The 18053-nt window shown below is 57.8% G+C and carries 12 protein-coding genes; 9 read left to right on the forward strand and 3 right to left on the reverse strand.

The window, feature by feature from the left end; all coding sequences use genetic code 11:
- Window positions 1–2 precede the first annotated feature (2 nt).
- The 4 genes from ACTJK5_RS16560 (at window position 3) to ACTJK5_RS16575 (ending at window position 5721) form a co-directional block, all read left to right on the forward strand.
- On the forward strand, window positions 3–1046 hold the full coding sequence (locus tag ACTJK5_RS16560; RefSeq protein WP_062423962.1) for a Gfo/Idh/MocA family protein: 1044 nt from the start codon (window positions 3–5) through the stop codon (window positions 1044–1046).
- Between the two features lie 266 nt (window positions 1047–1312).
- Window positions 1313–3454, forward strand: coding sequence for a GumC family protein (locus ACTJK5_RS16565; protein ID WP_440612850.1), 2142 nt, complete (start codon window positions 1313–1315; stop codon window positions 3452–3454).
- Between the two features lie 33 nt (window positions 3455–3487).
- Window positions 3488–4762, forward strand: a complete 1275-nt coding sequence (locus tag ACTJK5_RS16570) for a lipopolysaccharide biosynthesis protein (RefSeq protein WP_343106916.1) — start codon at window positions 3488–3490, stop codon at window positions 4760–4762.
- 41 nt (window positions 4763–4803) lie between these two features.
- Complete coding sequence (locus ACTJK5_RS16575; protein WP_440612851.1) at window positions 4804–5721, forward strand: ATP-grasp fold amidoligase family protein; 918 nt, start codon at window positions 4804–4806, stop codon at window positions 5719–5721.
- Here the strand turns inward: ACTJK5_RS16575 and ACTJK5_RS16580 are convergent, their stop codons facing one another.
- Together ACTJK5_RS16580 and ACTJK5_RS16585 are read right to left on the reverse strand one after the other, a co-directional pair.
- Entirely contained in the window at window positions 5722–7023 is a 1302-nt protein-coding gene (locus tag ACTJK5_RS16580; protein ID WP_440612852.1) for an O-antigen polymerase, read from the reverse strand.
- Window positions 7024–7162: 139 nt separating this feature from the next.
- Window positions 7163–8404, reverse strand: a complete 1242-nt coding sequence (locus ACTJK5_RS16585) for a glycosyltransferase (protein ID WP_440612853.1) — start codon at window positions 8402–8404, stop codon at window positions 7163–7165.
- Window positions 8405–8673: 269 nt separating this feature from the next.
- Between ACTJK5_RS16585 and ACTJK5_RS16590 the strand changes: the two genes are divergently transcribed.
- The 4 genes from ACTJK5_RS16590 to ACTJK5_RS16605 all read left to right on the forward strand — a co-directional run bounded on the left by ACTJK5_RS16590 (window position 8674) and on the right by ACTJK5_RS16605 (window position 14105).
- The gene (locus ACTJK5_RS16590; protein WP_440612854.1) at window positions 8674–9786 is read left to right on the forward strand and encodes a glycosyltransferase; all 1113 of its coding nucleotides are present in this window, start codon (window positions 8674–8676) and stop codon (window positions 9784–9786) included.
- A complete protein-coding gene (locus ACTJK5_RS16595; protein ID WP_440612855.1) occupies window positions 9783–10862 on the forward strand; it encodes a glycosyltransferase family 4 protein in 1080 nt (359 codons plus the stop codon). The genes ACTJK5_RS16590 and ACTJK5_RS16595 overlap by 4 nt, the downstream gene beginning before the upstream one ends.
- 71 nt (window positions 10863–10933) lie before the next feature.
- Window positions 10934–12190: a glycosyltransferase gene (locus ACTJK5_RS16600; protein ID WP_440612856.1), complete on the forward strand. Its 1257-nt coding sequence runs from the start codon at window positions 10934–10936 to the stop codon at window positions 12188–12190.
- A 97-nt stretch (window positions 12191–12287) separates the two neighbouring features.
- Window positions 12288–14105, forward strand: a complete 1818-nt coding sequence (locus tag ACTJK5_RS16605) for an alpha/beta fold hydrolase (protein ID WP_440612857.1) — start codon at window positions 12288–12290, stop codon at window positions 14103–14105.
- 126 nt (window positions 14106–14231) lie between these two features.
- On the opposite strand, the gene secA is transcribed toward ACTJK5_RS16605, so the two are convergent.
- Window positions 14232–16949: a preprotein translocase subunit SecA gene (gene secA / locus ACTJK5_RS16610; RefSeq protein WP_062423973.1), complete on the reverse strand. Its 2718-nt coding sequence runs from the start codon at window positions 16947–16949 to the stop codon at window positions 14232–14234.
- 240 nt (window positions 16950–17189) lie between these two features.
- Between secA and ACTJK5_RS16615 the strand changes: the two genes are divergently transcribed.
- Window positions 17190–18053 (forward strand): peptidylprolyl isomerase, encoded by an 864-nt coding sequence (locus ACTJK5_RS16615; protein ID WP_062423974.1) that lies wholly within the window; start codon window positions 17190–17192, stop codon window positions 18051–18053.

Below are 18053 nucleotides of genomic sequence, written 5' to 3' on the forward strand. Positions count from 1 at the left end.
TCATGAAGCTTCTTATTCTCGGTACCGGTGGCATGGCGAACACGCACGCCACCCACTTCTCTCAAATCTCCGGTGTGGAAACTGTTGCAGCGGTGGACGTGGACGAGGTGATCGTCCGCGCCTTTGCCGCACGCCACAACATTCCGCTGACCTTCACCTCGCTGGACGATGCGCTTGCCTGGGGCGAGTTCGATGCGGTGGCGAACGTCACGCCTGACGCAATCCACCATCCAACCAGCCTCAAGCTTCTGGCTGCCGGTAAACACGTCTTCTGCGAAAAGCCGCTGGCGGAAACCTATGGCAAGGCTGCCGAAATGGCGGATGCCGCCGAACAGGCTGGTCTCGTTGCCATGGTCAACCTCACCTATAGAAATGTTGCGCCGCTACAGGAAGCGCGCAAGATGGTGCTTGACGGACGCATCGGCAAGCTTCGTCACCTGGAGGCATCCTATCTCCAGAGCTGGCTGGTGTCGAAAGCCTGGGGCGACTGGATGACGGAGAGCAAATGGCTCTGGCGCCTGTCGACCAAGCACGGCTCAAACGGCGTGCTGGGCGATGTCGGCATCCACATTCTCGACTTTGCGTCCTACGGTGCGGGAAGCGATGTGGAGCGCATCTTCACGCGTCTGAAGACATTCGACAAATATGAGGGCAACCGGATCGACGTCTATGATCTTGATGCCAATGACAGCTTCACCATGACGGCGGAATTGCAGAACGGGGCCATGGGCGTCATTCACGCCACCCGTTGGGCGACCGGCCACCTCAACGAGCTTCGCCTGCGCCTGCATGGCGACAAGGGCGCGCTTGAGGTCGTCCATACGCCGGAATATTCGACGCTGCGCGGTTGCCTTGGCGAGGATATCGAAAAGGCGGTCTGGCGGGATATCGAGCCGGAACCCGTGCCGACCAATTACGAGAAATTCGCCAAGGCGGTGATGGAAGGTGGGGTCGCCGATCCTGATTTCCGTCACGCGGCCAACCTGCAGAAGATCCTCGACCTCTCGATCATCACCGATCGCGAGCGACGCGAAATCGCCGTCTGAGGTTTCGACAGTCAGCACAGACATTGAAGGCCGGGGAGCCGCCTGCTCCTCGGCCTTCTTGCATTATAGCTCGCCAATACGCGACAAACGGTATGTTAACAGGTGCTGTTCTAGGGTGATCCAGAGAGTGTCTGTGCTGGAGTGCCGATATACTGAAGCGGCCATCCTTAAGCTTGGACATCTCTGTCGCGCGGGTCATGGTGATGTTGTCCTCACCAGTTCCTCGTCTGCTTTTATGTGTTTGCGTTATGGGCCGGTGAACTGAGATGGCGATGAATCAGGGCGTGATGGACGGGGCGAGCTATCGCGAACCCACGCATGGACCGGAAAACCTGCTGCGGCTCTTCGCTCTTCTATGGCGTAATATCCTCATCATCCTTTTGAGCGGACTGCTTCTGGCCTCTGCCGCCTTCGGCGTGTCGCTGCTCATCCCCAATTACTATTCTGCGACAACTCAAATCCTGCTTGATCCGGAAGGCTCCAGGATTTTGGACAGCGATCTAACCGCCCAGCCGCGAGCGGTCGATTCCCACGTGCTGAACCAGCAATATCTGCTGACGTCGAATGAGCTTCTGACCCGCGTCGTCGAAAAGGAAAATCTGCAGAACGATCCAGACTTCGGTGCATACAATTCCGAATATACCGACAGCAAAAGCCGCACGCAGCTTGCGGTCGACAGACTGCGCAAGGCCGAGTCTGTTGCCATCGTCGGCAAGAGCTTCATCGTCAATGTCACTGTGAGATCCAGCAGCCCGGAGCAGGCGGCAAAGCTCGCCAATACGATTGCCGATACCTACCTGGAACTCCGTTCGGAGATGAATGCCGACACGCTGAAGCGCACGGGTGGTGGCCTCTCCGCACAGTTGGAGCAACTGCGAAAGGCCGTGGAAGATGGCGACCGTGCCGTTCAGACCTACAGGGCAACCCATAACCTCGCCAATGTCGCCGGGCGTCCCGATATCGAGCAGCAGATTTCCGACACCAATGCGGAGATTGCGCGTCTATCCGGCACGATTGCGGAGAACGAGGCACTGGTTTCCGAACTGAGGCAGGCGCGTAACGACCGGCAATATCTGCGATCGATCCCCGATTCCTCGCTGACTCCCTCGATCATTTCGCTCAGGGCCCGGTACCAGCAAAGCCAGGAGGAACAGGCCGTTCTAGCAACCTCGCTCGGCGCGCAGCATCCAGCGCTTCAAGCCGCAAGAGCGAGAACGCAGTCGCTTGCCACCATCCTCGACGACCAGCTTCGCAATTTCTCCACCACCACGTCGCGCAATCTCGACCGGCTGAAAAACCAGTTGGCCCTTCTTCAGGCCAATCTTGACCGCCTGACACGCAATCAAAACGGCGAAGAAAGCACGATGGTGCAACTGCGCGAGCTTCAGCGCAAGCTCGACAGCGATCGTGCCGTCTACGAATCCTTTCTGCTGCGGACGCGCCAGCTTTCCGAGCAGCAGGGAACGCCGACGGAAAATTCGCGGATCATTTCCGTTGCCGAGGCGCCGTTGAAGAAGGCCGGACCACCGAGAGCCTTGCTCGCCACCGGTGCCGGACTCTTCGGCATGATCCTGGCAGCCGGTATTCTGGTGCTGCGCGACCAGTTCGGGGGACGAAGCTCGGCGGTCGCTGCTGCTACCCCCTCCCTTGTCAATCGCTTTAAAAAGGCGAAGCCGGAAAAGACTGCAGTCACGCCGCATGAAGAAAAGCTTCAGACTGTTCCACCGACGCCGGTTTCGACGGTTGCACCTGTTGCTTCGCCAGAGCCTGTTCCCGAACCCGTGACTCTTGCGTCAGGCATCGTACCTGCCAAGCGCAGCCGCGCGCTTCTGGCCAATGAGAAGGACGACTATGCGGGGCTTGTGAAGGAACTGTGCTCTTCGGTTCCTTTGGCACAGGGATATGCCGTGCTGGTGGCTGCCGTCGGCCCGCAAAATCGCGCCTCGCATGCCGCATTCAACCTGGCCTATGCTGCCGCGCGCCTGGGGCGGCGCGTGCTGTTGGCGGACGGCGCTAGCCGTGATCCGGCATTGACGCGCATGTTGCTGGACGCATCCTCCGCCGCCGCAGACAAGCCTGTCACAGATAGTGATGAGCGTGGGGGAATTGTGGATTTCGAAGACACGGCGCTGATGAAATTCCTGCCCGCCGGTGCCGATCTTCAGGCTCATCTGTCGGGCAAAATGGTGAGCGACGAAAACGAGGCTTTCGATCTGATCGTTGTCGATGGCGGGATTGCCAGTGCGCATCCCATCTCCGCACCGATTGCCAAGATGGTCGACGAGGTCGTTCTCATGCAGAATGAGGACGATGCCGGAAGCACCGTTCTCTCGCTCGTGGCTCTCGAAGAAAGTGGGCTCAAGCAGGCACGGGTGGTTCGCCAAGACCGTACCGGCCTGCATTATTGAGGCCCGGTCTTGGCAGACGGTAGGCATCTCGCCATGAAGCGCATCCCATTCTGGCAGAAGGGCCTTGGAGCCACCGGCCTCAGTATTCTCTTCAATACCGGACTTCGCGGATCGACGCTCGTTCTGCGCTTCGCTCTGTCTTTCTATATCGTTAAGTTTATGGGGCTGGAGGCGGCGGGCATCTATGGCCTGGCGCTCGGCGTCGTCACAACCGCGCCGGCAATCCTCGGATGGGGACTCAACTACTTCATCGCCCGCGATGTCAGCGGTAAATCGAACGGCGTGACCGGCGCCTATATGAAGACGCGGCTTGCGGTGACGATTGCGTCCCTGTCCCTGATGACGCTGCTGGCCGTCGCTGCGGCGTTCACACTCGGTTATCCGCTCAAACCTCTGTACGTCGTCATCCTGATCATCGTCTGGCTGGAGACGATCTCCTGCGACATCCACATGCCCTTGATCTCCAAGGAGATGGCAAGCGCGGCCAATATCCTTTTCTTCCTGCGAACGACGTCCTGGGTCTTACCCGTGATTGCTTTGGGTCTCGCCTTCCCAGCATTCCGCAACGTTGAAACAGTGTTCGTCGGCTGGTCGCTCGGATATATCGGCATGTTTGTCGGCCTGTTTTACGCCCTGCGCCATTGGCCGCTTGCGCGCATCGCCAAAGCACCGGTGCGCTATGACTGGATCAAGAGCCGCATGCGCCGCTCCTGGATGATCCACATCAGCGAGATTTGCAATGTCGGCCTTGTCTATGCCGATCGCTATATCATTTCGCTGTTGCTGACCTTGTCATTGACGGGGGTCTATACCTTCTACTGGTCGCTCGCGAATGCGTTGCAGACGCTGATCTCGACGGCTGTCCTGCAAATCGCCATCCCAAAATTATTCAAGGCTTACAACGACGGCTCGGCCGGGGAATGGCGGCGGATGATGGTCCGGCAATTTACCAAGACTGCCGTGGCTGGCCTCATTCTCGGCGTGGCGATTTTCGTTGCGGGAAGTGTAGTGGTGGAGGTTATGAACATGCCTGCGCTTATTGAGCACGAGGGTGTTTTTGCCCTGCTGCTGGTCACGGCTGCGGTTCGCGCCTGCACCGATCTCATGGGTTTTGGCATGAGCAGCCTCAGAAAGGACGGCCATTACGCCGTCGTCAATCTTTCCAGCGTTATTATCTCGATCGGCATGAGCTTTCTTCTCATCAGCACCTTGGGCTTCATGGGAGCGGGGCTCGCAGCGCTTGTGACGGCCCTGATAACGGCGAGTGTTTCGGCGCTCATGCTGTGGCGAGCTTCAAGGAATATTTAAAGCAATTGATGCCTGCTGGGGGCAGGCCAAAGGGGATGGGCATGGCAGTCGGTCAACCGCAGAAAACCGTGTTGGGGAAGCTTCTAAAGGCGCTCTATCACGCCACCATACACAGCCTGCCGATCAAACAGGCGACCCAACTGCAGTATTTCCGCTATCACCGGCTTTGGCCCAACATCAATAACCCCAAGACACTCAACGAACATCTGGTTTCGCGCAAGATCGCGTGGCGTGAACCTGCGGACGATCCGCGATTGATCATGCTGAGCGACAAGATCGCTGTCAAAGCGCATGTCGCCAAGGTGCTTGGCGATGAATGGGTGACACCGACGCTTTGGCGGGGCAAGAACCTCGACGATTGTCCGCCCTTGCCGTTTCCCTATGTCATCAAAGTCAATCACGGTTCGGATCGGAACATCTTCGTCTATGGGCCCGACGATCTCGTCGGCGCCAAGGAGAAATGCGACCTCTGGCTCCAGGGACGTACCGCCTGGCGTCTTGCGGAAGAATGGTACAACCATATCGAACCGGAACTCTTCATCGAACCCTTTATCGGCGAAAACGGCGAAGCGCCGGTCGATTACAAGCTGTTCTGCTTCGAGGACGATATTCCCTGCATCCAGATCGATACGGCGCGCTTCAGCGATCACCGCCGCTGCTTTTATGACGAACATTGGAATAAGCTGTCCTTCGGCCACTACTACCCGATGGAAGACAAGGAATTGCCGCGTCCTCCGCATCTCGATGCCATTCTCGCCGCGGCCCGCACCCTGGCGCAGGGCTTCGAATTTGTTCGCATCGACTTTTACGACAAGCCGTCAGGACCGGTTTTCGGGGAAATGACCTTCTCTCCGACGTCGGGATTTGGCGCCTTCCGTCCACCATCAACAGATGCCTGGCTGGGCACCTTCTGGCGCGCTAATCCCAAAGGGCGGTTTCGCACATCGGCGGAGGGGTGATCAGCCTGCCGAGGGGAGGTCGTTGGTGTCCGTGCGATTGGGGACAGTGAGAAGCCACGACAGGATGATGCCGCCCAGGAGCCACGCCGACACAACATAGACGTAGTAGAAGCTCGGGGTGAAGACCGCGTTGAACAGGAACAGGAATGCGATGTAACCGCAGGCCACGCGCCTCACCCCTAAGCCATTGCGTGGCAGGTCCGTGTGGACCCAAAGATGCAGCTTGCCGAAGTAGAAGCCGAAAAGCGTCGCGGCAAAGATGATGCCGGGGATGCCGAAATTGAGATAGGCCTCGCCGAAGAGGGTCGGTCGCAGGCCAGCATGGAATTCGGGATCGAGCCCTGCGAGCGTCGTGGTGATGACGCCGGTGCGGTAGTCGTTTCGAAACTCGCTGATGAAGGCGGGGATCAGTGCGGTGTAGCCGGCCAGATAGGTCATGCCGTGGTAGAACTGGCCTTTGAAGCCGCTCAAGATCCACGCGTAGTCGCGAAAATCCGAGAAGTTGTTGCCGTAGAAGATCTGGGCGCTCAGGCTGTCGATCAAGTCGGGTGCCGCCTGGCCATCTGCAGACGAGCGCAATATGCCGAGGCCCACGGCGACGAGGATAAACGCGAAGGCGGAAGCACCGAAGACGAGGAGGTTGCGGTATCGGTAGGCGATGATGATGCATATGACGAAGGCGAAGAGCGCTTCGATACTGGCGCCGCGCGTACCGATCATCAAGCCAAGGACGCTGCAGAAGAGGCCCATGGCAATGAATTTCCGGCCCCCGGCAAAACCATAGACCAGCAGGCTGATCGCGGTGGTCGGAAGAATGACAGCGTAGAGGTTGATGACCGGGCGGATCGAGGGATTTTCGAACGCGAATTCGCGACCCTCAAAGGGCCTCACTCCCAGAGCGAACAGCCCCGCCGTTGCCAGAAGAATGATGAGGAAGGACAGCCAAGCGCCGGTACGCGTCTGCCAGAACGAGTAACCGCTTTCAATGAAGTCGAAGAGGTAGCTTCGGCCTGAGCTGAATGTCGCAAGGCCCATGCCGACAATGAGAAAGACGACGCCAAGCACCGAGAGAAAGAAGGCCTGGTCGAGGTGCTGCCGGATGGCAAAGATTGCACCACCAACCGCCTCCATATTCTTCTCCGAGCCGGCGAAGATGGGCATGATGAGGACTGGCAGGACGGTATAACGAAGCCAGAAATAGGAGGAGAGTGTCAGCACACCCCATCGCAAGAAGGAGCTGATGTAATAGAGGACGAAGATCAACCAGCCGAGAATGAGGATGAGCCAAGCGAGATTGGACATTTCCAAGCCTTGTTCACGTGCCGGGCTGCAAAAATCGGCCAGCTGAACCCGCTTCGGTTCAGGCTACGTTTCGTTGCCATCACCATGCCCAAAATCTCTTAAGATATTGTTGACCATGTTTGTTGTCGGGCAACGACGTTTACGCCGCCTTGCCGAGAGCGGCTTTGGTCAGGATCTTTTCCAGGCGGTCATAATAACCGGATTGCTCCGCCGTTCCATCAAATGAGGCGATCCCTGGGAACAGCTCGTCGCGTCTCTGCCACCAACGCTCCGGGCCGATCGAGACTGCTTTCGCCAGCAGTCCGGCAAGCGCGCCCGGCTGCTCCGGATCGTAGCACCAGCCGGTTTTTCCTGCTTCGATGATTTCCGGCGTTCCGCCTCTCGTGCTGCCAATGACGGGAACACCATAGACGCCAGCCTCAACGAGGATACGGCTTTGCGGCTCGTGCCAGAGAGAGGGAACGACGACAGCATCGGCGATGCGATATATTTCCTGTGGCGTGACGAAACCGCGAAACTCGACATTGGCCACTGAGCCAAGACGTTTGATACGGTCTTCCTCACCCGGGCGACCGCGTCCCGCGAGGACCAGGCGGGCATTGCTCCCCGCAGGCAAAGCCTTGAAGGCCTTGATCAAATCGGGAACGCCCTTTTCCTTTGCCAGCGCACCGAGGTAACCGAAGGTAAATATGGGCTCCACCGGTGTTGTGCGTCCAATGGCGCTTGTGTCGAAGGATTGCAGCGGCGTGTTCTTGTTGTGCATGACATGCCAGTCAGCTTCTGCCAAAACACCGTTTTCGAGGAAACGCTGCTTCACGAAGTTGCTGACGGCAATCACCGTCATGCCGTTTCCGCGTAGTCTCAAGCGACGATTGATCAGGCTGCAGTCGAAGCAAGGCGTTACGCAATTATCCTCTCTTCGGAACATGCTGGTCTTGGGACAGAGCAAGGCGTAGTCTCGAAGATGCAGACAGATCGGTATCCCTGCGTCCTCGGCTGCCTGAAAAATCGCTGGCTGCATGTAGGAGGAGTTTTGCGCGTAGATGAGATTGAAATTCTCGCGCCTGAAAAATTCTGCAAGTCCTTCCACGCAAAGCGCGCCAAAGGCCGTGCGCAGATGCCATGCGGCACGACGAGCAAAGTTGACCGAGGGCTTGAGGTGGCCGGGCAGGTAGCTGTTCTTCCAGGGCAGTCGAACCACGCGTACATTGCCGGCAAGTCTGGTTTCCCCTGGCGGCACCAGAGGGTCGCCGACTTTTCCGAGCGCCAGTACGGTCACATCATGCGTCTTGGCGAGCTCGATTGCTCCCGCGCGTGCCGATATCTCAGCGCCTCCCTCTGCCTGGGGAGCAAAAGTCTGCGAGACGATGCAGATTTTCACGCGTCTTCCCCTCGTTGATCGGGAGTGGTTCGTTACAATTGTTCCTAAATCGCAAACAACTCTTTAAATATGTTGAATAAACCTTCCTTGAGAAAGCATGTCTAAAGTCATTGCATCAATCAAGAGTTCTTCACTTCGAAGTCGGGAGGAAGGGCGCAGTTGAGCAAATCGGTGGCGAGCGCATGAATTCTGTTTTACAAAATCGCTGGGCAACAAAAACAACAACGCCGCGTATACCCACGTCAATGGGTGGCCCAAGGGAAGAGACAATGAGGGTTCTGCACGTTTTTGAAACACTGCCGGGTGGGCCTGCGACATATCTCAGTGAGGTGGCGCCCCATCAGGTGGCAAAATACGGCGCGGCGAATGTCAGGGTGATCGTCCCAGACCGACACTTGTCTCATGTGCAAAATATTCCATTGTCCTGTATCGCCACGTTCCGAAGGAATGGCCGGTACAAATCCCTTGCGGCGCTGGCACGTGCGGTCACGGAAGAAGTGCAATCGTTTCGTCCGGATGTCGTGCATGCCCATTCGACCTTTGCAGGTCTGGCGGTGCGCTTAGTCGGCGCGCTCAATCGAAATTTCCCCCCTGTCGTCTACTGTCCGCATGGATGGTCTTTCGACATGGAGACGCTTGGCCCTCTGCGTCCTGTTGCAAAGCTGGGTGAGCGTCTGCTTGCGCCCTTGTGCCAGAAGATCGTCGCCATCTCACAGCACGAATATGACAGAGGGATCGAAGCCGGTATTTCTCCCGACCGGATGGTCGTGATCGAAAACGGCCTGTCGAGCAATCGGCCCGTCGCGGTTCCGGTGGAATGGAGCGATCCGCGTCTCAAGGTGCTGTTTGTTGGACGCCTCGACCGGCAAAAGGGTGTCGATGTGCTTTTGAAAGCCGTCGAGTCGCTCGGTCGCGAGGTCGCAGTCAAAGTCATCGGGGCTCATGTCACGACGAAGGAAGAGCAAAACAAGCCCATCTCGGTTCCGGACAATGTCGAGCTTTTGGGATGGAAATCGCCCGAGGAGATTGCAGGCTATATGAATGCCTGCGACGTGGTGGTCATGCCGTCGCGTTGGGAGGGTTTTGGCCTTGTTGCTGTGGAAGCAATGCGTGCCAGGAAGCCGGTGATTGCTTCTGCAGTCGGTGGCCTTCGCTCGATCGTACGCCATGGTCAGACGGGCTTTCTGGTTCCCGCTGGCGATAGTGACGCTCTGGCGCAAACGATCGTGGCGCGCGATAGAGCGGGTTGGCGCGAGATGGGCCTTGCGGGATATATGCGTTTTCTGTCCCGTTATCAGAGCGACAGGATGAACGGCGATATTGTCGATCTCTATGACCAGATAACGGGCAAGCAAACCGCCGAGGTGCGTGTGCTGGCATGACCACCTTCATCAATGGGCGCTTCCTCACTCAAACGACGAGTGGGGTGCAGCGTTTTGCCCGGGAGGTCGTCATTGCTCTCGACAAAAGGCTGGCCGAAAACCCCACCGCAGACGAGTGGGTGCTGCTGACGCCGGAGGGTACCACGGAAAGACTGCCTCTGCGTGCGATCACGCAGCGGGCTGCGGGCCGGTCTTCTGGGCATGTCTGGGAACAGACGAACCTCTACAAAGCCGCCCGGCACGGCAGGCTTATCAACCTTGGAAATAGCGGCCCCATCCTTCATTCGCGCGCGGTTACAGTCGTTCACGATGCGATGATTTTCCGCACGCCGGAGAATTTTTCGCGCAAGTACAGGCTGGTTCACGGTTTGTTGGGCCGTCTTCTCGCGCGCCGCGGAAAAATCGCTACGGTATCGGAGTTTTCAAAGCGAGAGCTCGAAAGTGCCTTCGGCACGAAGGATGTCGCTGTCGTTTCTAACAGCTGCGAGCACATGGCTGCAATTGCCAGGGATGAGACTGTGGTGTCGCGATTGGGGCTTGCGGATGAGCCCTATCTCCTGTTCGTCGGCTCGCGTACGCCGAACAAGAATATTCGGCGCGCCATGGACGCTATCCGAATGATGGGTCCAGCGGCGCCCAAGTTCGTCATTGCAGGCGCGCCCGCATCCAGCGTTTTTCAATCCTATGAGACGTCCGAACCGCAAGCAAATTCTGTCACCGATAAGATCGTCTTCACAGGCCGCCTGTCCGATGAGGAAATTGCTGGACTTTATGCCGGAGCGACTGCGCTTCTTTTTCCCAGCCTTTACGAAGGGTTCGGCATTCCGCCGCTGGAGGCCATGTTGCTCGGTTGCCCTGTGCTGGCATCGGACATTCCGCCGACCCGGGAAGTCTGCGGCGATGCGGCACTGTTCTTCGATCCCCTTCGACCGGACGACATGGCGCGCGCGATCAACGAGATTTTGCACAACCCAGAACATCGTGCAAAGATGATAGAGCGTGGCTACCTGCGCGCTCAAGAATTTTCTTGGGACAGGAGCGCAGGTCGCCTTCTTGATATTGTCGAGCAGCTTTAAGTAAAATTGAAGATACTTAAATGTAATAATCGACTGGCAGAGCGCCAGTTGAAAGAAAGTGAATCCAGTCGATGCGGATTTGTATCGTAGCCCAGACATTCGCGCCCCAGGAAGAGGGCGGTGCGGAGATCGTGGCGCGTATGTGCGCTCGGGAGTTGGCGCGCCATCACGAGGTCTTCGTTCTCTCGCTCGGTATGAGTGGCGACAGGTTGGCGCCGACGGGCGAAGCGACGGGTGACGACGGTATCAGAGTCGTCCGGGTGAATTGGCACAACAGCTACCTCCCTGGACATAAGAAGCCGTTGGTCGGGCGCATCGAGAAAGCGCGCTGGCATTTCAAGGCGTCAGTGGGTGCCGTTTCAGCGAAGGAAATCAAGGAGATCTTCGCGCGTGAGCAGGTGGACCTCGTCTACGCGCATAACTCGGCACGCATGCAGCCGGCGCTCTTCGAGGCCAGCCGGCAATTGAATATTCCCTTATGTGTGCATCTGCATGACTACGCTCTGCTTTGTCCAAAATCGAGCATGTTCAGCGCCGGCGGAAATTGCGACACCCCGTGCCTCAAATGCCGTGTTCTGACGTCGAGGCTGAAGTCTGATGGCGAGGGAATGACCGCGATTGCGGTGAGCGAGGCGCTTAAACAGACCTATCTTCGGGCAGGCGTTCTCACCAAAGCGGACTGGCACGTGCTGAGAAACGAGAACCTCCGAGAGGATAAGCTTCATCGGCCTTTCGTTGGACGCGATAGCGCTCGTAGTGATATCTTCACCTTTGGCTATCTCGGGGCTCTGTCGGAAGAAAAGGGTATCGAAGATCTCATCCGCGCCTTTGTCGACATGCCGAACCGCCGGTCTGCCAAGCTTATCATTGCGGGTCGAGGCCGCGAAGATTATGTCCGTCACCTGCAGTCCATCGCCAACGGCGCGCCAGTCACCTTTATGGGCTTTACGCCGCCGGAGGAGGTCTACGGAGTGGCGGATGCTGTCATTCTACCCTCTCGCTGGCGCGAGCCTCAAAGCCTCATCCTGATCGAAGCCGCGGCCTATGGTGTGCCGATCATCGCCACCAATCTCGGCGGTACGCCCGAGATCGTGGAAGATATGAAAACGGGCTGGTGCTATGATCCAAGTGTGGCCGGATCGCTCGCCGGGGTGATGGAAAAGGCGCTTAAGATCGGTCATGGAAATTGGTGGGCGGAGCGCGATAAACTTTTTCCAGGTATCCGGGGCTTTAAAGGGACGGCTGAAGCATCGCGCTACTACGAACGGTTGAACGCACTTCTGGTTGAGGCGCAGAGGCCGGATCATCTACATCTTCAGGCTCTCTAAAGTAATAACTTTGGAAAATCACAGTATCTTTAGATTTTATTTAGCCGATTGTCCGATTTTTGCTTTCGCTCCATAGGTGCGAGCAGGGGAATTGAACATGAACGCCGGTTTCGCTTCCAGTCAGATGTCTGTGTCTACGCAGCAGACATCTGTCGACCATCCGGTTACATTTGCAAACACGGTCGGTCTTTATAAGCCGGCGGATGTTTCCTTGAGCGGTGAGGGTGCCGACACGGCGGTACTGTTCGTCAGTTCCTGGGGCTTTGAAGAATTATGCGCACGCAAATTCTGGCGATTGCTTGCTGGCGATCTTGCGACGCGCGGCCTCTCGAGCATGCGCTACGACTATCCTGGAACGGGTGACGCAATCGATCCAGTCGACTACGACGAGGGTCTCGATCTATGGCTCGACAGCATTCGTGCGGCAGCATCAAAGCTGCGGGAACTGTCTCAGGTCCGCCAGTTGATCCTCATTGGCCATGGTCTTGGCGCACTGCTGGCCTGGAAGGCTGCGGAAACCATGGACAATGTGGTTGGTCTTGCGCTTGCCGCTCCCGCTTTGTCCGGGCGGCACTGGCTTCGAGAGTTCGTGGCCTTGAGTCGTGTCGCCAATCCCGATGCCCTGCAGCATAGGGCGCAGGCATCAGGCCCCGCCATGGGCGAACAGGTCTTCCCGGATAGTCTTGCCGCCAGTCTTCGGACGATCGCCATATCGTCCTCCACAAGCGTACCTGCACCAAATATTTTTCTCCTGAAGCAGGAAAACCGTCCGGCCGACGAGCAGTTCGCAACCCATCTTGCCGCTCTCGATACCGAGCTGCGGGCGGTTGTGTTTCCCGGCTACAACAACTTTGTACGCGACGTGCTTTTCTCGGTTCCGTCCTTAAAGGCCATCGAGATGCTCTCTGGCTGGGCTGCCGACGTCGCGGCAAAGCAGGGCGGCAAGACTGCAATGCTGCAGCAGGAAGCCTTGTTTCAAGGCCTCTCTTCGCGTCCGCTGACGGGTGATGGATACCAAGAGCGCCCGGTCCGCTTTGGCGATCACAAGCGGCTCTACGGCATCATGTGCGAGCCCCTTGGTCAGCGACAAGGTGCCACCGTGATCGTGTCTCCAACAGGCTATGAACGCATGTCGGGATGGGGGCGTATATCAGCTCAGATGTGCAGAGAGCTTGCCCGCCAAGGCATTGCCTCGCTTCGCTTCGATGGCGCAAATGTTGCCGATAGCCCGCCTGCTGCGGGCGCGCCGGAGCAGATTCTCTATCATGCGAGCCAATTGACCGACGTCATGGCTGCCGTCGATTTTCTCGAAGCGGAAAACCAGCTTCCCGTCGTCGTGACCGGACGTTGCAGCGGCGCGTGGGTCGCCTTCAAGAGCGCCGTAAAAGACCCGCGGATCAAGGGCTGCGTGCCGGTCAATCTCTACGATCTCTATATTCCAGCCGACGTAGATGTGAACCTGTTTCTCCGCTCAACCCGTCAGTCGCTGTCTGGATATGGCTCCAAGTTTATGAGTGGAGCGCTCTGGAAGCGGGTGATGCGGGGTGAGGTGCGCGTGGTAAGCGGCCTCTCCAATCTTTTCAAGGCGTTGGTGGGGAAGGCGTTTTCCTTTCTCACCCCGCTTTCAGTGAAGTACCCTTATTTTTCCGAGCGCGCCCGTTCGCTCTCGCGCGACTTCGGCAAGCTGGCCCAAAACGATACAAGGGTCACCTTAATCTACTCCGAGGGAGACGCTGGTTTTGGAATGCTTGAGCGCAACTTCTGCCGGCGCGGGCGCCTGTTGAGAGGTTCATACGGCACGCCTAAGGTCGTCACGATCCCTAAGGCCGATCACAACCTCACCACCGCCGAGGCTCGCGAGGCTTGGACGCTGGAGTTGAAGACACTGGCCCTTCAACTTCCGCTCAAGCCTTAAGATCGGTTTCACAGTCTGTGAGGAAAAGCGGTCACCGTGGGGCTGTCCCATGGCGTGACCTTAAAAGAAAAGCGCGCCACCTGATTTAAACTCAGATGACGCGCTCATTGTTTTCAACGGTAAGGATCAAGCCTGCTCGAAAACACCGTGGCAGTGCTTGTACTTCTTGCCGGATCCGCAGGGGCAGGCCTCGTTGCGGCCGACTTTGCCCCATGTGGACGGATCGTTTGGATTGCGCTGTTCCGGTGGAACATAGACGTCCCCATTGCCGGCGGAGGCCACGGCAAATTCATCCTCACCGGTGATCGGGTCGAGATGATGCGCCGTCATTTCCGGAAGCTCAGCGGGCGGTGGCGGATCGCGCATCAGTTCGACACGCATCAGCTGGGCGGTGACCGCTTCACGCAGATTGGCGAGCAAGGCCTGGAAGAGTTCGAAGGCTTCCGCCTTGTATTCCTGAAGTGGATCGCGCTGTGCGTAACCGCGGAAGCCGACGACAGAGCGCAGGTGATCGAGGTTGACGATGTGTTCGCGCCACAGATGGTCGATCGTCTGAAGAATGACGGAGCGCTCGACATAGGTCATCACTTCAGGACCGAAACGCTCGGCCTTGTCTGTCATGACCTTGTCTGCAGCTTCGGTGATGCGCTGAAGAATATCGTCTTCGGCAATACCCTCTTCCTTGGCCCAATCGTCGAGCGGCAGGTCGAGGTTGAGAGACTGCTGAACGCCAGCCTTGAGGCCTTCGATATCCCATTGTTCCGCATAGGCGTTTTCAGGGATGTGCTTGCCGACAAGGGCTTCGATCACTTCGTTGCGCATGTCCGCTGCGGTCTCGCCGATATTGTCGGCTTCCATCAGCTCGAGGCGCTGTTCGAAGATGACCTTACGCTGGTCGTTGAGAACGTCGTCGTACTTCAGCAGGTTCTTACGCGTTTCGAAGTTGCGGGCTTCCACCTTCTTCTGCGCGCGTTCGAGAGCCTTGTTGATCCACGGATGGACGATCGCTTCGCCTTCCTTGAGGCCCAGCTTTTGCAGCATCGAGTCCATACGGTCGGATCCGAAGATGCGCATCAGGTCGTCCTGGAGCGACAGATAGAACTTCGAGCGTCCTGGGTCGCCCTGACGACCGGAACGGCCGCGCAGCTGGTTGTCGATACGGCGGCTTTCGTGACGCTCGGTGGCGATGACGTAGAGGCCGCCGCCCGCAAGCGCCTTTTCCTTCAGAACCTTGATCTCGTCGCGGATCGCCTGTTCCTTGGCGTCGCGCTCCGGACCAGGCTCCATGCCTTCCAGTTCACGCTCAAGGCGCATGTCGACGTTGCCGCCAAGCTGGATGTCCGTACCGCGGCCCGCCATGTTGGTGGCGATGGTCACAGCGCCGGGCACGCCTGCCTGCGAGACGATATAGGCTTCCTGCTCATGATAGCGGGCGTTCAGAACCTGGAAGTTCTCAAAGCCCGTCTGGCGCAGCATGGTGGCGAGCAGTTCGGATTTTTCGATCGAGGTCGTGCCGACGAGAACCGGCTGGTTGCGCTCATGCGCCGCACGGATCTCTTCGATGATCGCCTTGAATTTCTCTTCGCCGGTCCGGTAAACCTCGTCGTCTTCGTCGATACGCTGGATCGGCAGGTTTGTCGGGACTTCCACGACGTCGAGGCCGTAGATGTTGTTGAATTCTTCCGCTTCCGTCGAGGCCGTACCGGTCATGCCGGCAAGCTTGGTGTACATGCGGAAATAGTTCTGGAAAGTGACGGACGACAGCGTCTGGTTTTCCGGCTGGATCTGCACCTTTTCCTTGGCCTCAAGCGCCTGGTGCTGACCTTCGGAGTAACGGCGACCCGGCATCATGCGGCCGGTGAATTCGTCGATGATGACGATCTCGCCGTTGCGGACGATGTAGTCCTTGTCGCGCTGGAAGAGCTTGTGTGCCTTCAGAGCGTTGTTGATGTGGTGAACGATGGCCACGTTCTCCACGTCATAGAGCGATTCACCCTTGAGAAGGCCTGCGTCACGCAGAAGATTTTCGAGCTTTTCGGTGCCCTGCTCGGAGAAGTTCGCCGAGCGCTGCTTCTCGTCAATTTCATAATCTTCCGGCGTCAGCATCGGAATGAAGGCGTCGATCGTATTGTAGAGATCGGAGCGGTCATCCAGCGGACCGGAAATGATCAGCGGCGTGCGCGCCTCATCGACCAGAATGGAGTCGACTTCGTCGACGATGGCGTAGTTGTGGCCGCGCTGGACCATCTGCGCCTTGTCGTACTTCATGTTGTCGCGAAGATAATCGAAGCCGAGTTCGTTGTTCGTCGCGTAGGTGATGTCGCAGGCATAAGCGTCGCGGCGCTCGTCGTCGTCCAAGCCATGCACGATCACGCCGGTGGTCAGGCCAAGGAAGCCATAGAGGCGGCCCATGATGCTGGCGTCGCGCTTGGCGAGGTAGTCGTTGACCGTCACCACATGCACGCCGTTGCCAGCCAGGGCATTGAGGTAGACGGCAAGTGTTGCCACCAGCGTCTTGCCTTCACCGGTCTTCATTTCGGCGATCGCGCCTTGATGGAGGATCATGCCGCCGGTCAACTGAACGTCGAAGGGACGCATGCCGAGAACGCGGCGCGAAGCCTCGCGCGCAACGGCAAAGGCTGGGATCAGCAGGCTGTCGAGCGTCTTGCCTTCGGCCAGCTGCTGGCGAAACTCCACCGTCTTTGCAGCAAGTGCTTCATCCGAAAGCGCCTTCAGCTCATCTTCGAGCGCGCCGATGGCTGCAATATTGGTGCGATAGGAACGAACGCGGCGATCGTTTGACGAGCCAAACAATTTGCGGGCGATGCCGCCGAGACTGACCATCCAACTGGCCCTTTCTGAAATTTCGTTTCGTCGGGCGCTTTCAGCGTCATCGGCAATAACGCACAAATGACGAACGACACCCCGAAACGCATCTGGACGCGAGATTGCGTGACAGATAAGAGGGGGGGCAAATGATGTCAACGGTTCTGCCCGTTACAGAATGGCCACATTCCGGTGTTTGGAAGTTTTTTCAGCCGGAAAACCACGTCTGGAGCCGGCTTTGTCTCCGAAAGGTTCAATATGTTGCGCTACAATAGAATCGCCGCTGCCGTGATCGTGGCCGGGCTTGGTCTTCACTTCCCTGCCTTCGCCCAGGAAGATGCCGTGGTGGCCACGGTCGGCGATCTCGAGATTCGTCAGTCGGAACTCGATTTGGCCATGAGCAATCTCGACTCCCAGCTGGCCCAGCTCCCGGATGAGCAGAAGAAGGTTGCCGCTCTTTCCAGCGCGATCGAAGTGAAGCTGCTGGTAGAGGGTGCGACTGCCGAAGGTCTGGACAAGACCGACGACTTCAAGAAGCGCCTGAACTTCATCTCCGACCGTGAATTGCACAATGCCTATTTCCGCAAGCACGTGGCTGACGCGATCACCGATGCCGAAGTGAAGGCACGTTACGACAAGGAAGTCGCCGCACTTCCGAAGGAAGAAGAAGTCAAGGCTGCCCACATTCTGGTCGCGACGGAAGAAGAAGCCAAGGACGTGATCAAGCAGCTCGATGCCGGCAAGGATTTCGCTGAACTGGCAAAGGAAAAGTCGACCGACTCCAACAAGGATGACGGCGGCGATCTCGGCTGGTTCGGCAAGGGCCGCATGGTTCCGGAATTCGAAGAAGCCGCATTCAAGCTGGAGAAGGGCGCCTACACCAAGGAGCCGGTCAAGTCGCAGTTCGGCTTCCACGTCATCAAGGTCGAAGACAAGCGCATCTCGCCTCCGCCAGCCTTCGAGCAGGTCGAGCCGCAGGTTCGTCAGCTCGTCATGCGTGACAAGTATATGGATCTCATCAAGAAGGCCAAGGCCGAACAGAAGGTCGATATCAAGGACGAAACGCTCCGCAAGGAATATGACGAGGTCAATAAGGCGCAAGACGCTCAGCCGCAGCAGTAA

Source organism: Agrobacterium sp. 22094, from assembly GCF_052046015.1.
GTDB classification, from domain to species: domain Bacteria; phylum Pseudomonadota; class Alphaproteobacteria; order Rhizobiales; family Rhizobiaceae; genus Agrobacterium; species Agrobacterium cavarae.

Bases quoted from the DNA above. Each gene is read 5' to 3' on its own strand.
- ACTJK5_RS16560 (WP_062423962.1), top strand. From the start codon at position 3: ATGAAGCTTCTTATTCTCGGTACCGGTGGCATGGCGAACACGCACGCC.
- ACTJK5_RS16565 (WP_440612850.1), top strand. From the start codon at position 1,313: ATGGCGATGAATCAGGGCGTGATGGACGGGGCGAGCTATCGCGAACCC.
- ACTJK5_RS16570 (WP_343106916.1), top strand. From the start codon at position 3,488: ATGAAGCGCATCCCATTCTGGCAGAAGGGCCTTGGAGCCACCGGCCTC.
- ACTJK5_RS16575 (WP_440612851.1), top strand. From the start codon at position 4,804: ATGGCAGTCGGTCAACCGCAGAAAACCGTGTTGGGGAAGCTTCTAAAG.
- ACTJK5_RS16580 (WP_440612852.1), bottom strand. From the start codon at position 7,023: ATGTCCAATCTCGCTTGGCTCATCCTCATTCTCGGCTGGTTGATCTTC.
- ACTJK5_RS16590 (WP_440612854.1), top strand. From the start codon at position 8,674: ATGAGGGTTCTGCACGTTTTTGAAACACTGCCGGGTGGGCCTGCGACA.
- ACTJK5_RS16595 (WP_440612855.1), top strand. From the start codon at position 9,783: ATGACCACCTTCATCAATGGGCGCTTCCTCACTCAAACGACGAGTGGG.
- ACTJK5_RS16600 (WP_440612856.1), top strand. From the start codon at position 10,934: ATGCGGATTTGTATCGTAGCCCAGACATTCGCGCCCCAGGAAGAGGGC.
- ACTJK5_RS16605 (WP_440612857.1), top strand. From the start codon at position 12,288: ATGAACGCCGGTTTCGCTTCCAGTCAGATGTCTGTGTCTACGCAGCAG.
- secA (WP_062423973.1), bottom strand. From the start codon at position 16,949: ATGGTCAGTCTCGGCGGCATCGCCCGCAAATTGTTTGGCTCGTCAAAC.
- ACTJK5_RS16615 (WP_062423974.1), top strand. From the start codon at position 17,190: ATGTTGCGCTACAATAGAATCGCCGCTGCCGTGATCGTGGCCGGGCTT.